This is a genomic window from Kitasatospora sp. NPDC001095 (genome assembly GCF_053598615.1).
This window is the reverse complement of record NZ_JBSFKQ010000010.1, coordinates 1-14,448: the sequence shown is the minus strand read 5'-3', so window position 1 is coordinate 14,448 and position 14,448 is coordinate 1. Positions and strand designations below refer to the sequence as shown.

At 68.5% G+C, this 14,448-nt stretch carries 4 protein-coding genes; all 4 read left to right on the top strand.

Features of this window, described 5'->3' with window-relative positions; translation table 11 throughout:
• Nucleotides 1-93 precede the first annotated feature (93 nt).
• On the top strand, nucleotides 94-6,369 hold the full coding sequence (locus ACWDBB_RS11780; RefSeq protein WP_449789564.1) for a protein kinase domain-containing protein: 6,276 nt from the start codon (nucleotides 94-96) through the stop codon (nucleotides 6,367-6,369).
• Between the two features lie 40 nt (nucleotides 6,370-6,409).
• Complete coding sequence (locus ACWDBB_RS11775) at nucleotides 6,410-9,334, top strand: helicase-related protein (RefSeq protein WP_449789426.1); 2,925 nt, start codon at nucleotides 6,410-6,412, stop codon at nucleotides 9,332-9,334.
• Nucleotides 9,334-13,470 carry an Eco57I restriction-modification methylase domain-containing protein gene (locus tag ACWDBB_RS11770; RefSeq protein WP_449789425.1) on the top strand — a complete coding sequence of 1,379 codons (4,137 nt, stop codon included), beginning with the start codon at nucleotides 9,334-9,336 and terminating at the stop codon, nucleotides 13,468-13,470. Before ACWDBB_RS11775 ends, ACWDBB_RS11770 begins: the two co-directional genes overlap by 1 nt.
• Nucleotides 13,471-13,724: 254 nt before the next feature.
• Nucleotides 13,725-14,357 carry an HAD-IA family hydrolase gene (locus ACWDBB_RS11765; protein ID WP_449789424.1) on the top strand — a complete coding sequence of 211 codons (633 nt, stop codon included), beginning with the start codon at nucleotides 13,725-13,727 and terminating at the stop codon, nucleotides 14,355-14,357.
• The last annotated feature ends 91 nt before the right edge of the window (nucleotides 14,358-14,448 follow it).

The following is a 14,448-nucleotide window of genomic DNA, read 5'->3' as shown; positions in this document are numbered from 1 at the left end:
GTGCGGGGGGCGGCACGCGGCGTGGTGCGTCCGGATCTGGGGTGTGGAGGAGTGGCAGTGGGCCTGGAGCTGATCGGCGGCCGGTTCCGCCTGATGGGGGCGATCGGCGTCGGCAATATGGGGGAGGTCCACAAGGCCGAGGACCTGATGGCACCCGAGGACGGACCGGACCGCGTGGTCGCCGTCAAGACGATCCTCCGCCGCCGCTCCGGCGTCGCCGTCGACACCTACGGGGACGCCAAGGCGGTCGAGCGCTTCGCCCGCGAGGTGCGCATCATGCGCCGCCTGGACCACCCCCACCTCAGCCGCCTCATCGGCGGCGGCGTGGACGAGGAGCACGGCGGTCTGCCCTATCTCGCGATGGAGTACCTCGACGGCGAGGTCCTGCGCGACCTGATCGCGGAGGAGGGGCAGCTCCCCGTCGTCTGGGCGGCCGCGATCGGCGCCCAGATCGCCGACGGACTCGCCGCCGCGCACGCGGCCGGCATCGTGCACCGCGACCTCAAGCCCGCGAACGTGATGCTGACCAGGGGCGGCGTCGTCAAGGTCCTCGACTTCGGCATGGGCCGGATCGTCGACGACCCCGAGGACGCCAAGCTCACCAGCACCGGCGTCGCCGTCGGCACCGCCCGCTACATGGCGCCCGAGCAGTGCAAGGCCGGGCAGGTGACGCAGGCCGCCGACCTCTACGCCCTCGGCTGCCTGCTCTTCGAGATGCTCACCGGCGTCGCACCGTTCGTCGGCGAGGCGGCGTACGAGCTGATGCGCAAGCACATCGAGGACGCTCCGACCCCCGTGCGCCTGATCCGGCAGGACGTGCCCACGGAGCTGGCCCGCCTGGTCGACCGTCTCCTCGCGAAGGAGCCCGTCGACCGCCCCGCCGATGCCGTTGTGGTTCGCGACGCCCTCCTCCCGCTCGTCGACCGGGACGCTGGGGCCGGCCGGCTCCCCACCTGGAGCGCGTTCGATCCCGTCCCGGTCCTGTGTGCCGCGCAGCCCGCACCGACCGCGCCGCCCGCGGAGCCCGCATCCGATTCGCCCTCAACCCCGGTGCCCGGCATGGGCATGGACGTCTTCGGCGTCCACCGCCAGCTGATCGACGATTATCGCTCCTTCACCGAGGGCGGGACGGTCATTCGCGACGATCGGATCGCCGCGTTCGTCGAGGACGACCTGGATGCCAAGTCCCAGTGGCCCGACCCGTGGCTGTCGTTGAACCCGTTCTTCGCCGGCGGCGGCACCGTCCTGGAGCTCGCCGGTCAGAAGGTGCTGCACGAGGAGTGCGCGCGCATCTTCCAGGCGAACAAGACGGAGGGCGGCACGGTCTGTGACGGCCGTCCGCTGACCCTGCACCAGCACCAGCGCGAGGCGCTCGAAGCGGCGCAGTCGGGCGCCTCCTACGTGCTGACCACCGGGACCGGCTCCGGTAAGTCGCTCGGGTACATCGTGCCGATCGTCGACAAGGTCCTGAAGGACCGCCAGGCCGAGGGTCCGGCAGCCGCCAAGCGGGTCCGCGCGATCATCGTCTACCCGATGAACGCCCTGGCCAACAGCCAGCTCAAGGAGCTCGAGAAGTACCTCCGCGACGGCTACGGCGAGGGCCACGAGCCCGTCACCTTCGACCGCTACACCGGCCAGGAGGACGAAGCCAAGCGCAAGGAGATCCGCGACAACCCGCCGGACATCCTGCTCACCAACTACGTGATGCTGGAGCTGATGCTCACGCGGCCCGACGACCGCAAGAGCCTCATGAAGATGGCCAAGGGCCTCGAGTTCCTGGTCTTCGACGAACTGCACACCTACCGCGGCCGACAGGGCGCCGACGTCGCCCTGCTGATCCGCCGGGTCCGCGAGGCCTGCCAGGCCGGTCGGCTCCAGTGCGTCGGAACGTCGGCGACCATGTCGACCGAGGGCACGAGCGAGGACCAGCGCAAGGTCGTCGCGAACGTCGCCTCGACGCTCTTCGGTGTCAAGGTCGAGCCCCGGCACGTCATCGGCGAGACCCTGGTGCGGGCCACCGACGAAGCGCCAGCGACCATTTCGCCCGAGCGCCTCAAGGCCCCGGCCGCGCCGCGGGCCTACGGCGACCTCGTCCGCGACTCGCTCGCGCGCTGGATCGAGACCCGCTTCGGCCTCGCCACCGAACCGGCCGGCGGCCGTCTCGTCCGGCAGAAGCCCGCCAAGATCGAGGACGCCGCAGCCGAACTGGCGGAGCGGAGCGGCGTGTCCGCGGAACAGTGCGCCGCCGCGATCCGGGCCACTCTGGAGGCCGGCTCGCAGGCCCGGCACCCGGTCACCGAGCGGTCCCTCTTCGCCTTCCGCCTGCACCAGTTCCTCTCCAAGGGGGACACCGTCTTCACCACCCTGGAGGGCAAGCTCTCCCGGCACCTCACCCGGGGCTACCAGCTCGAACAGCCCGACTCCGGCGGGAAGTTGCTGATCCCGCTGGCCTTCTGCCGCGAGTGCGGTCAGGAGTACCTGACGGTGTGGCGCACGGAGCAGGACGGCGAGGTCCGCTACGAGGCGCGCCGCGACACCTCGGCGACCGGCGGCCGCCAGGGCGACGGATACCTCTACGTCGACCACGACCGCCCGTGGCCCCGCGACACCGAGGCCGCGATCGCGGACCGGCGACTCCCCGAATCCTGGCTGGAGATCGACGACCGGGGCCAGGAGGTCGTCCGCAAGTCGCACCGCGACCGGGTGCCGCGAGCCGTCACCGTGGACCCGTACGGCACCGAGGGCTACGGCGAACTGGAGGCCGCGTTCATCCCGTCCCCGTTCCTGTTCTGCGTGCACTGCGGTGTCTCCTACGAGCAGACCCGCGGCCGGGACTTCGCCAAGCTCGCCACCCTCGGTCAGGAAGGCCGCTCCTCGGCGACCTCGCTGATCTCCGCCTCCGTGGTCCGCTCGCTGAAGTCGGTGCCGGAGGAAGCCCTCCACAAGGAGGCGCGCAAGCTCCTCACCTTCGTCGACAACCGGCAGGACGCCTCCCTGCAGGCCGGACACTTCAACGACTTCGTGCAGATCACCCAGGTGCGCGGCGCCCTCTACCGGGCCGTCGTCGAGGCCGGCGAGGAGGGCATCCAGCACGAGGAACTGGCCTCCGCGGTCGCCAACGCCCTCGCGCTCGACCCGGCCGACTACGCCGGCGACGCGGCCGACCTGCCGCCCGCCCTGGCCCGCAGCGCGGCGAAGACCCTGCGCGACGTCATCGCCTTCCGGCTCTACCTGGACCTCGAACGCGGCTGGCGCATCACCATGCCCAACCTGGAGCAGACCGGCCTGCTCGAGATCGACTACCAGGACCTCCAGTGGGTCGCCGAGCACCAGGAGCGGTGGGACCGCACCCACCAGGCGCTGCGCGACGCCGACCCGGCCCTGCGCGCCGAGATCATGAAGGCACTCCTCGACGAGATGCGCCGCTCGCTCGCCATCGACGTGCAGTACTTCCGCGACGACTTCGACTCCCTGCAGCGGGCCAGCGAGGAACGCCTCATCGACCCGTGGGTGCTGACCAAGTCAGACAGCCCCAAGGTCGGCACCGCCTACCCCCAGCCCTCCCGTCCCGGTCTGGACCGCTCCGGCCTGTTCCTCTCGGCCGCGGGCAAGTTCGGCAAGTACCTGCGCCGGACGGACCGTGCCTTCCACAGACTCGACAAGGGCGACCTGCAGCTCGTCATCGAGGAGCTGCTGAAGGTGCTGGCGAAGGCCGGTCTGGTCCGGGAGGTCTCGCAGACCCCGCAGCGCGCCGGTCGTTTCCGCGGCCCTGCCGGCCCGACCGCCACCGGCTACCGGGTCGCCGCCCAGACGCTGGTCTGGCGGGCCGGCAAGGGTGAGCGGGGCGCCCACGACCCGCTCACCCGCACCTACGCCAGCGGCGACGGCCCCCGGGTGAACACCTTCTTCCGCGACCTCTACCGCAACGCGGCCACCGAGCTCGCCGGCCTGTTCGCCCGCGAGCACACCGCCCAGGTCGACCCGACCGAGCGCGAGCGGCGCGAAGAGGCCTTCCGCAAGGCGGAGTTGAAGCTGCTCTACTGCTCGCCGACGATGGAGCTGGGCGTCGACATCTCCTCGCTCAACGCCGTCATGATGCGCAACGTCCCGCCGACTCCCGCCAACTACGCGCAGCGCTCCGGCCGGGCCGGCCGCAGCGGCCAGCCCGCCCTGGTCACCACGTACTGCTCCACCGGGAACAGCCACGACCAGTACTACTTCCGCCACTCCGAGCGGATGGTCGCGGGAGCCGTCGCCCCGCCGCGCCTCGACCTCGCCAACGAGGACCTTGTCCTCTCCCACGTCCAGGGCATCTGGCTGGCCGAAGCCGGTCTCAAGCTCGGCCGGGCCGTGACCGAAGTCCTGGACATCTCCCACCCCGAGACCGGCGACCGCCCCGACCCGGCTCTCGAACTGCACCCCCACCTGCACGCCGCCGCACGGGACGCCGACGCCCAGACCCGCACCGTCACCGCCGCCTACCAGGTGCTCGGCCCGCTGCTGCCCGAGTTCGCCCGGACCACGTGGTGGGACGAACGGTGGATCGAGGACCGGGTGCGCACCGCTCCCGAGCGCTTCGACCGCGCCTTCGACCGCTGGCGCGAGCTCTACCGGGCCGCACTGGACGACCAGTACGTCCAGAACAAGCGGGTCCTGGACCACAGCCTCACCGAAGGCGACCGCAGGCGCGCCGTCGGCCGGCGCAGGGAGGCCGAGACCCAGCTCAACCTGCTCAAGAACGAGAGCGCGGAGAGCAAGTCCGTCCTCTCCGACTTCAACCCCTACCGCTACCTCGCCTCCGAGGGCTTCCTGCCGGGGTACTCCTTCCCCCGCCTGCCGCTCGCCGCGTACATCCCCACCACCGGCCGCCGCCGGGGCGAGGGCGACTACCTCCAGCGCCCCCGCTTCCTCGCCATCCGCGAGTTCGGCCCCGGAGCGCTGATCTACCACGAGGGCGCCCGCTATCAGGTCACCCGCATCCAGCTCCCGCCGGACGCCTCCGGGGACATCACCACCAGCGAGGCCCGCCGCTGCGAGCACTGCGGCTACCACCACGACCCCCGCGAGCGCGACGACCGCTGCCTGATGTGCGACGAGCCGCTCGGCTCGGCCACCTACGGCCTGCTCCAGCTGCACACCGTCTACACCCAGCGCCGCGAGCGCATCTCCTCCGACGAGGAGGAGCGGCGCCGCGCCGGCTACAAACTGGAGACCTCCTACGCCTTCCAGGACCACGGCACCCGCAAGGGCCGCCAGGACGCCCGGGTCACCGACGGCACCGGCCCGCTCGCGGCGGTGGCCTACGGCGACTCCGCGACCGTCCGGATCACCAACGTGGGCCGGCTGCGCGCCAAGAAGGACGACCCAGCGGGCTACTGGCTCGACGTCGCGGACGGCCGCTGGATGAACGACCGCGACGCGGCCGACGCCTCCGGCGACTCCAGCGAGCTGCCGGTCGTCGATGCGGACGGCAACGAGAAGCGCCGCAAGAAGCGCGTCATCCCGTACGTCGAGGACCGCCGCAACATCCTCGTCCTCACCCTCGACGAGCCGCTGCCTGAGCCGATCGCGGTGACCCTGATGTACGCCCTGGAGCGCGGCATCGAGGCCGCCTTCGAACTCGAGGACTCCGAGCTCAACAGCGAACTCCTCCCGCCGAACGACGGCCCGCGCAACCGGTTCCTCTTCACGGAGGCCGCCGAGGGCGGCGCCGGCGTACTCCGCCGGCTGCAGTCGGAGCCGGACGCGCTCGCCAAAGCCGCCCGCCAGGCGCTGGAGATCTGCCACTTCGACGAGGAGGGGGTCGACCAGGGTGGTCCGCACCCGGACCGCAAGTGCGCGCGCGGCTGCTACGAGTGCCTGCTGACGTACGGCAACCAGCTCAACCACGCGCTCATCGACCGCCGGACCGTTGCCGCTCTGCTGCTCCGGTTCGCCTCCGGCGTGGCAAAGCGCGACGAGCGTGGCGAGTCCCGCAGCGAGCAGTTCCGGCGCCTGATCGCCGTGCAGGGACCGGAGCCGGCGGAACGGCCGGGCGAGGCGGCGGAGCCTGTGGACGTACTGACCCCGTACGAGCGCGACTTCGTGACCTGGCTGAAGGATCGCGGCCTGCGTCTCCCCGACGAGACCCAGACCCTGATCACCGAGGCCAACGCGATGGCGGACTTCGTCTACCGGATCCCCGGCGTCAACCTCGCGGTCTTCGTCGACGACCACGACACCGAGACCACTGCTCTGCGTGACGAGGACGCCGAGGAACGCCTCTACGACGCCACCTGGGACGTGATCCGTTTCCCCGCCGACGGCGACTGGGACGCCATCGTCGCGCGGCACCCCCGGTACTTCGGCACCGCCCACCCGACCAGCTGACCGACGGAACCGACGAACCACCCGACGAGGACCTCACCTGATGACACCCACCTACTCCGCCGGTTCCCTGGTCACCGCCCGCGGCCGCGAATGGGTCGTGCTGCCCGAGAGCGCCGCCGACATGCTCGTGCTGCGCCCCCTCGGCGGCTCCGACGACGACATCGCCGCCGTCTTCCCGGCCTTCGAGGACGTCAAGGGCGCCGAGTTCGCCGCCCCGTCGCCCGACGACCTCGGCGACCAGCGCGCTGCCGGGCTGCTCCGCTCGGCCCTGCGGATCGGCTTCCGGTCGGGCGCCGGCCCGTTCCGGTCCTTGGCCGGGATCGCCGTCGAGCCGCGTGCGTACCAGCTGGTCCCGCTGCTGATGGCACTGCGGCAGAAGACCGTGCGGCTGCTGATCTCCGACGACGTCGGCATCGGCAAGACCGTGGAGGCGGGCCTGATCGCGAGTGAACTGCTCGCCCAGGGGGAGGCGAAGGGGCTGGCCGTGCTGTGCTCGCCGGCCCTGGCCGAGCAGTGGCAGGCCGAGCTGCGGACCAAGTTCGGCATCGACGCTGAACTCGTGCTCTCTTCCACCGTTTCGCGTCTGGAGCGTGGTCTCGACCTCGGCCAGTCGATCTTCGACCGGTACCCGAACGTCGTGGTGTCGACGGACTTCATCAAGTCCCCGCGCCACCGCGACGACTTCGTCCGGCACTGCCCGGACCTGGTCATCGTCGACGAGGCCCACACCTGCGTGGCTGCGGACGACGCTGCGGGTTCGGGTGGCCGGGCTTCGCAGAACCAGCTGCGGTACGAGTTGCTGCGCCGGGTCGCCGAGAAGGCCGACACGCACCTGCTGCTGGTGACCGCGACACCGCACAGCGGCAAGGAGTCCGCCTTCCGGAACCTGCTCGGTCTGGTGAAGCCGGAGTTGGCCGCCGTCGACCTGGACAGCAAGCGTGGGCGTGAGCTCCTCGCCCGGCACTTCGTCCAGCGCAAGCGCGCCGACATCCGGCAGTACCTGACCAAGGAGGATGGACTCAGCGACGACCGGCTGGCGGAGAAGACCGCTTTCCCGACTGATCGGTACTTCAAGGACGAGACCTACAAGCTGTCGCCGGCCTACCGCGACCTGCTTGACGACGCCATCGCGTACGCGAGCGACCGTGTCGAGGCGGCGGGGGTGAAGGGCAAGCGCGAGGCCCGGATTGCCTGGTGGTCGGCGATCGCGCTGCTGCGGTCGCTGGTCTCGTCGCCGCGCGCCGCCTCCCAGACGCTGACCACTCGGTCGGCCACGGCTGTTGCGGTGAGTGCCGAGGAGGCCGACCGGCTCGGCGCGCCGCTCACCAGCGACTCCGCGGACAGCGACACCCTGGAGGGGCTGGACGTCGCGCCCGGCGCCGAGACGGACGACGCGGGGGCACGGCTGGCGGCGCTCGCGGAGCGGGCAGCGGGGCTGGAAGGCGTGGAGCACGACCTCAAGCTGAAGGCGCTGATCAAGCACCTCAAGGCGCTGCTGGCGGATGGGTACAACCCGATCGTCTTCTGCCGGTACATCCCGACAGCGGAGTACGTCGCCGAGGCGCTCCAGGGGAAGGGAGGAGTGAAGGCCACGGTGGCTGCGGTGACGGGCACCCTCTCGCCGCAGCAGCGCATCGAGCGCATCGAGAAGCTCGCGGAGGAGGCGGGGGACAGTCTGGCGGCGCGGCGCGTGCTGGTCGCCACCGACTGCCTGTCGGAAGGTGTCAACTTGCAGCACCACTTCGACGCGGTCGTGCACTACGACCTCGCCTGGAACCCCACTCGGCATGATCAGCGGGAGGGGCGCGTCGACCGGTACGGGCAGAAACGCGACGAGGTCCGCGTCATAACGCTCTACGGTGCGGACAACGGCATCGACGGCAAGGTGCTCGAAGTCCTCATCAAGAAGTACCGGCAGATCCGCAAGGACCTGGGCATCTCGGTGTCCGTCCCGGACGAGACTTCGGCGGGTGTCACGGACGCGATCGTCGAATGGCTGCTGATGCGGGGGAGGGAAGGGCAGCAGGAGGGGCTGTTCGCGGTCGACGACCTGGTCGATGCGAAGGCCGCCGAGCTGGAGAAGGACTGGAACTCCGCTGCTGAGCGGGAGAGGACCTCCCAGTCCAAGTTCGCCCAGCGCACAATCCACCCGCAGGAAGTGGCGCGCGAGGTCGCGGCGATCCGGGACGCGCTGGGGAGTGCGGGGGAGATCCGGGACTTCGTGCGTGACTCCCTCAATGCCCTTGGTGCCGTGTTGCGGGACACGGAGGGAGGGGACTTCACTGCGGAGGTCTCCGGGGTGCCTGCTGGCCTGCGTGATGCTCTCGCTCCTGTTGTTGGCGGCGATGCCGTTGAGACCGGGCGGCCGATCCCGTTCCGCACCGACCCGGCGGTCGGGCGTGGTGAGGCGGCCCTGGTTCGCACTGACCCGGTTGTGGGCGCACTCGCCGGCCATGTCCTCAACGCCGCTCTGGACACGTTGGCGGAGGGAAGCCGACCGGCCCGACGGTGTGGCGTCGTGACGACGGACGCGGTGTCGGTTCGGACGACGCTGCTGCTCGTCCGTTACCGGTTCCACCTGACTTTGCCCTCGCGCAGCGGGGACAAGCAGATCGTGGCCGAGGACGCCCGGCTGCTCGCCTTCCAGGGAGCCCCGAAGAATGCCGTCTGGCTGCCGGACGGGGATGCCCTCGCCCTGCTCGGGGCCCAGGCCACTCTGAACACCGATGTGCACTTCGGTGAGCGGACCATGACCCGCATTCTGGGCCAACTGCCGGACGTCCAGGGGTACCTGGAGTCGTACGGCGAACAGCTCGCCGCCGACCTCGACGCGTCCCATCGGCGCGTCCGCGAGGCCACCGGCGAGATCGTCCGAGGACTGCGCGTGCGTGCGCAGCGGCCCGCCGATGTGCTCGGCGCCTACGTCTACCTGCCTGCGAACCCGTCGACCGGAGAGGGCGCCTGATGTCCGCCACCACCCGCAACCAGGTCTTCTCCGCGGTCCACACGGTGGGTGGGCTGCTGCCTGCCGACATACTGGTCCGCATCGCCGAGGGCAAGGACGTCTCCGGCGCCAAGCCTGCTGATTACGGTGTCATCGGCTCGCGGTCGGTTCGTGACGACGCCGAACGCCACTGGGACTACCTCAAGGGCGTCTGGCGGGAGCTTCGGACCCGCCTGCCTGAGGATCCCGAGACGGGTGTTCCCGCTGCCGACCCGACCGGTCTGGCTACCGTGCAGTGGCTGGAACCACTGTTCGCGGAGCTGGGCTTCGGGCGGCTGACGGCCGTGGGCGCGGCCGGAATTCCGGCCGACAGTGACGCGGAGAAGATCTTCGGCATCAGCCACCGCTGGCAGCACACGTTGATCCACTTCGCTCCGTGGAACGCCGACCTCGACAAGCGCCCGGGCGGAGCCGGCACCGTTCCGCCGCAGTCGCTGGTTCAGGAGTGTCTCAACCGCACCGAGGCCCATCTTTGGGGAGTGCTCTCCAACGGCCGTCGGCTGCGGCTCCTTCGCGACTCGAGCGCGCTGGCGACGGCCTCGTACGTCGAGTTCGACCTCGAGGCCATCTTCGACGGCGAGCAGTTCAGCGAGTTCGTGCTGCTCTACCGGCTGCTGCACGTCTCGCGGTTCGAGGTGGCGGAGGGCGCAGCAGCCTCGACGTGCCGGCTGGAGAAGTGGCGCACAGAGGCCATCGCTTCTGGCGTGCGCGCACTCGACCACTACCGCGACGGTGTCCAGCAGGCCATTACCGTCCTCGGCACTGGCTTCCTGAAGCACAAGGACAACCGGGACCTCCGGGAGAACCTCGACGCGGACGACCTGCACGCCGCTCTGCTGCGTTTCGTCTACCGTCTGATCTTCCTCTTCGTCGCGGAGGACCGGGAGGCCCTCCACCCGCCTACCGCGACCGAGGAAGCCCGCAAGCGCTACGCGACCTACTTCTCGTCGGCCAGGCTTCGCCGCCACGCTGCCGCTCGTCGGGGTACTGCGCATTCGGACCTCTACCAGGCGCTGCGGATCGTCCTGGATGCGCTCGGGGATGAGGCTGGCCGTCCCGAACTGGGACTTCCCGGACTCGGCGGCCTCTTCGATGACAGCGACGCCGATGCTCCGCTTCGCGGGATGTCCCTCTCCAACAGTTACCTGTTGGAGGCGGTTCGCTATCTCTCCCGGATCCGGGATACGAACTCCGGGCGTTGGCGTGCCGTCGACTACCGGGGCATGGGCACCGAGGAGCTTGGCTCTGTGTACGAGTCCCTCCTGGAACTCGTTCCGAAGCAGGGCACTGGTACGTCCGCCTTCGAGTTGGTCAACCGGCTCGGCAATGACCGTAAGAAGACCGGCTCTTACTACACGCCCAGTTCGTTGATCGAGGCGCTGCTCGACTCCACTCTCGATCCATTGATAGACGCCGCCCAGAAGCGCGGCGAACAACGCGCCATCGAGACTGGGCAGTCGGATGTCGCGAAAGCGATCGTGGACGAGCTGCTCTCCTTGACAGTCTGCGACCCTGCTTGCGGCTCTGGTCACTTCCTGGTCGCAGCAGCACGGCGGATCGCCAAGCGGGTAGCAGCCGTCCGGGAAGGAAACCCCGAACCGACGCCCGAGGCCGTCCGTCACGCCTTGCACGAGGTTGTCTCCCGCTGTGTGTACGGCGTTGACCTTAACGGGATGGCGGTGGAGCTGGCGAAGGTGTCACTCTGGCTGGAGGCCCTGGAACCGGGGCGGCCGTTGGGTTTCCTCGACGCTCACGTCAAGCATGGCAACGGCCTGATCGGCGTCACACCGGCCCTGCTGCGTAAGGGCATCCCGGACCAGGCGTTCAAGGCGGTCGAAGGTGACGACCCTGCCTATGCCGCCAAACTGGCGAAGCAGAATGCCAAGGAACGTGAGGGGCAGGGCACTCTTTTCGAGGTCGCTGTGGAAACGAAGGTTGCGAACGAGGTGTTCGCGGCCGGCCTACGCCGAATCACTTCAGCCGCTGCCGGGACCCTCCACGATGTCCATGAACAGGCCGAGGCCTACCACAACTGGGCGAATTCAGCCGAGTATGTTCAGGCCATGCGGGTTGCTGACGCGTGGTGTGCGGCGTTCGTGTGGCGCAAGGCGGAGGACGCGCTGCCCGCTGTCACCCACAAGGTGTTTCAGAAGTTCCAGGACGCCGGGGCGAGCGAGGTTCCCGAGGGTGTCAAGGGAGAGGTCGACCGGCTGAGCCAGACTTACCGCTTCTTTCACTGGCACCTGGAATTCCCTGAGATCTTCACGGTTCCCGACGATGCCTCGGATCCGACGGTTGACCCGGCTACCGGTTGGGCGGGTGGGTTCTCGTGCGTTCTCGGCAACCCGCCGTGGGACAAGGTGGACTTCGAGGACAAGAAGTACTTCAGCGTCGCGGAGCCCTCGATTGCGGCGATAGCGGGAGCCGCACGCAAGACGCGCATTGAAAGATGGATTGAGGAATTTCCGCACGAAGGAAAGCGCTATTTGGATGAGCGTCGCAAGGTGAAGTCAACCTTCCTCTTCGCGGGCAGCTCCGGAGCCTTTCCGTTCTGTGGTAAGGGGCTCACAGTCAAGGGCGTGAACTCCCTTCAGACCGACCAGTTGTTCGCCGAGCGATTCGTCTCGATTGCTGCACCCGATGGACGCGTCGGATGCATCATTCCCACGGCCATTGCCACGGGGGCGGGTGCACAGCACCTGTTCGGTGACCTCAGCCGGCGTGGCGCCATTGCCTCACTGTACGACTTTGAAAACCGCAAGCCACTGTTTGAGGGTGTGCACGCCAGCTACAGGTTCTGCTTGCTTTCCCTGGCTGGCCGCAACTTGCGAGTGCCTGCAGCGCAGTTCGCGTTCTTCCTTATCGACCCTGACGATCTTGTCGACCGGGACCGTATCTTCGAGCTGTCTCCCGAAGAGATCGGCAAAATCAACCCCAATACGGGTACGCTTCCTATCTTCCGTACCCGGCGTGACGCCGACCTCACGGCGGCCATTCAGGATCGAATCCCTGTCCTGTGGAACGAGAGTGAGCGGCGGGGCAATCCGTGGAGTATCAGCTTCAAGAACTTGTTCAATATGACTGATGACTCGGATCTCTTTCGTACCCAGGAGGCGTTGGAATCCGAGGGGTGGGAGCTGCGCGGTAACGTCTTCGTTCGCGGCGAAGAGCGCATGCTGCCGCTGTATGAGGGCAAGATGGCTCACCACTTTGACCATCGCTGGAACTCGTACTATGGCACCGGCAACGACGACCGGCGTCGACTGGGCTTGGCTGAGAAGCAGGATGTCTCGGCGGCCGCAATTCCTCGCTACTGGGTTGTTGGTGAAGGGGCTACCCAGGTTGTACGAAACGGCAAGGTTGTCGAGGTTTCTGGCGTCGCGAGCCGTCTGAACGACCTGTACTGGGAGCACGGATGGCTCTGCGGTTGGCGAGACGTCTGTCGTACAACGGATGAGCGGACGGCGATCCCGGCGTTCCTGCCGCGCACAGCCGTTGGTCACACCTATCCTTTGATGCTGCCGAGGGTATCGCCTGCTCTCGCTGCGGCCCTGATCGCAGCCCAGAGCTCGCTCGTCTTCGACTTCGTCAGTCGGCAGAAGATCAGTGATGCTCACATGAAGCTCTTCATCTGGAAGCAGTTGCCCGTTCCTACACCAGCGATGATGGAGCCACACCTTCAGTTCATTGTCCCTCGCGTCCTCGAACTTACATACACGGCCTACGATATGGCCGGACTCGCGAAGGATCTCGGTGATGCCGAAGCGCCGTTCCGATGGGACGAGGACCGCCGCGCGCAGCTCCGCGCTGAGCTGGACGCCTGCTTCTTCCATCTCTACGGCGTCAGCTACGACGACGCGCAGTACATCCTGGGTACCTTCGTGTCCGACTCTGGTGGCGGTCTGAGGAACAACGAGATTGCCAAGTACGGCGAGTACCGCACCGAGCGCCTGGTCCTCGCCGAATACAACCGCATGGCCGTCGCCGGCGTAAGCCTCGACAGCCCTCTCGTAGACGGCGAGAACTTCATCTCTACCCTGACCCCGGCCCCCGGCCACGGCCCCCGCCACCCCTCCACCGCTGAGGGGCCGAGGTAACCGGCAGCATCACTTGCCGCTCGGCACGTCTCGTGCCGAGCGGCGACGATGCGGCGGCCCGGCGGGCTGATGGGCACGTCGGCGGGCGCAAGGCTCCTGTGCCCGCTGGCGTATCCCGCTCCCCGCTTTTTATAGCAGGTGTGACCGTGCCGGGCGCCCGCGGCGCTGCACCGACAATTCACCGACCCCATCTGCCTCGGCGATGGCGCCAACCAGGCTTCACAACCTCACGTTGAGCCGTAGGCTTCGGGAGCATGGTGAGAACTGAAGCATCGCCGTACCGTGGCCTGATCCTCGACTTCTTCGGTGTCCTGACGTTCAACATGGTCGAGGTGATCTCCTCGTTCGAGGACCGGGAACGACTCGCCCGCGGAACCTTTCTGCGCGCCTGGGCCGACCCCCGGGGGCAGGATCTGTTCCGTCAACTGGAGTTGGCCCGGATCTCTCAGACAGACTGGAACATCGGTTTCGCGGCCCTGATGGGCGTCGCGCCGAATGACCTGATGGCGCGGTACCTGCACGACGCCTTCCCGGCCTACTCGGTCATTGAGGTCGCGCGGCAGGCGCGATCTGCCGGGATCAGGACGGCGGTGCTGTCGAACAGCCTGGGGCGGGAGCCCTACGATCCGTATGCCGGCTTCGACCTTCACGGCACCTTCGACGCAGTGGTGCTGTCGGCGGACTACGGTGTCCGGAAACCTGACCCTGCTGTCTTCCGGATTGTGGTGGACACGCTCGGCGTCCGGCCGGAGGAATGCCTCTTCGTGGACGACAGCGAGGAGAACCTGGCCGCCGCCCTGAAACTCGGCTTCACCCCGGTGCTCGGGCTGGACGAGGACGTGGTCGCCCGGCGACTGCGCGAGCTCTTGCACCTACCCAGCGTCTAGTGCCGCATCAGGCAACGTTCGCCCCGTCGTGACGTGTCGCCCGGTTGCCGTGCCGGGCGACGCTGGACCGTCAGAATGATCACGTGGCTGA

What these genes read in the sequence shown, in the direction of transcription:
- ACWDBB_RS11765 (WP_449789424.1), top strand. Translation starts at nt 13,725, where the DNA reads ATGGTGAGAACTGAAGCATCGCCGTACCGTGGCCTGATCCTCGACTTC.
- ACWDBB_RS11775 (WP_449789426.1), top strand. Translation starts at nt 6,410, where the DNA reads ATGACACCCACCTACTCCGCCGGTTCCCTGGTCACCGCCCGCGGCCGC.
- ACWDBB_RS11770 (WP_449789425.1), top strand. Translation starts at nt 9,334, where the DNA reads ATGTCCGCCACCACCCGCAACCAGGTCTTCTCCGCGGTCCACACGGTG.
- ACWDBB_RS11780 (WP_449789564.1), top strand. Translation starts at nt 94, where the DNA reads ATGGGGGCGATCGGCGTCGGCAATATGGGGGAGGTCCACAAGGCCGAG.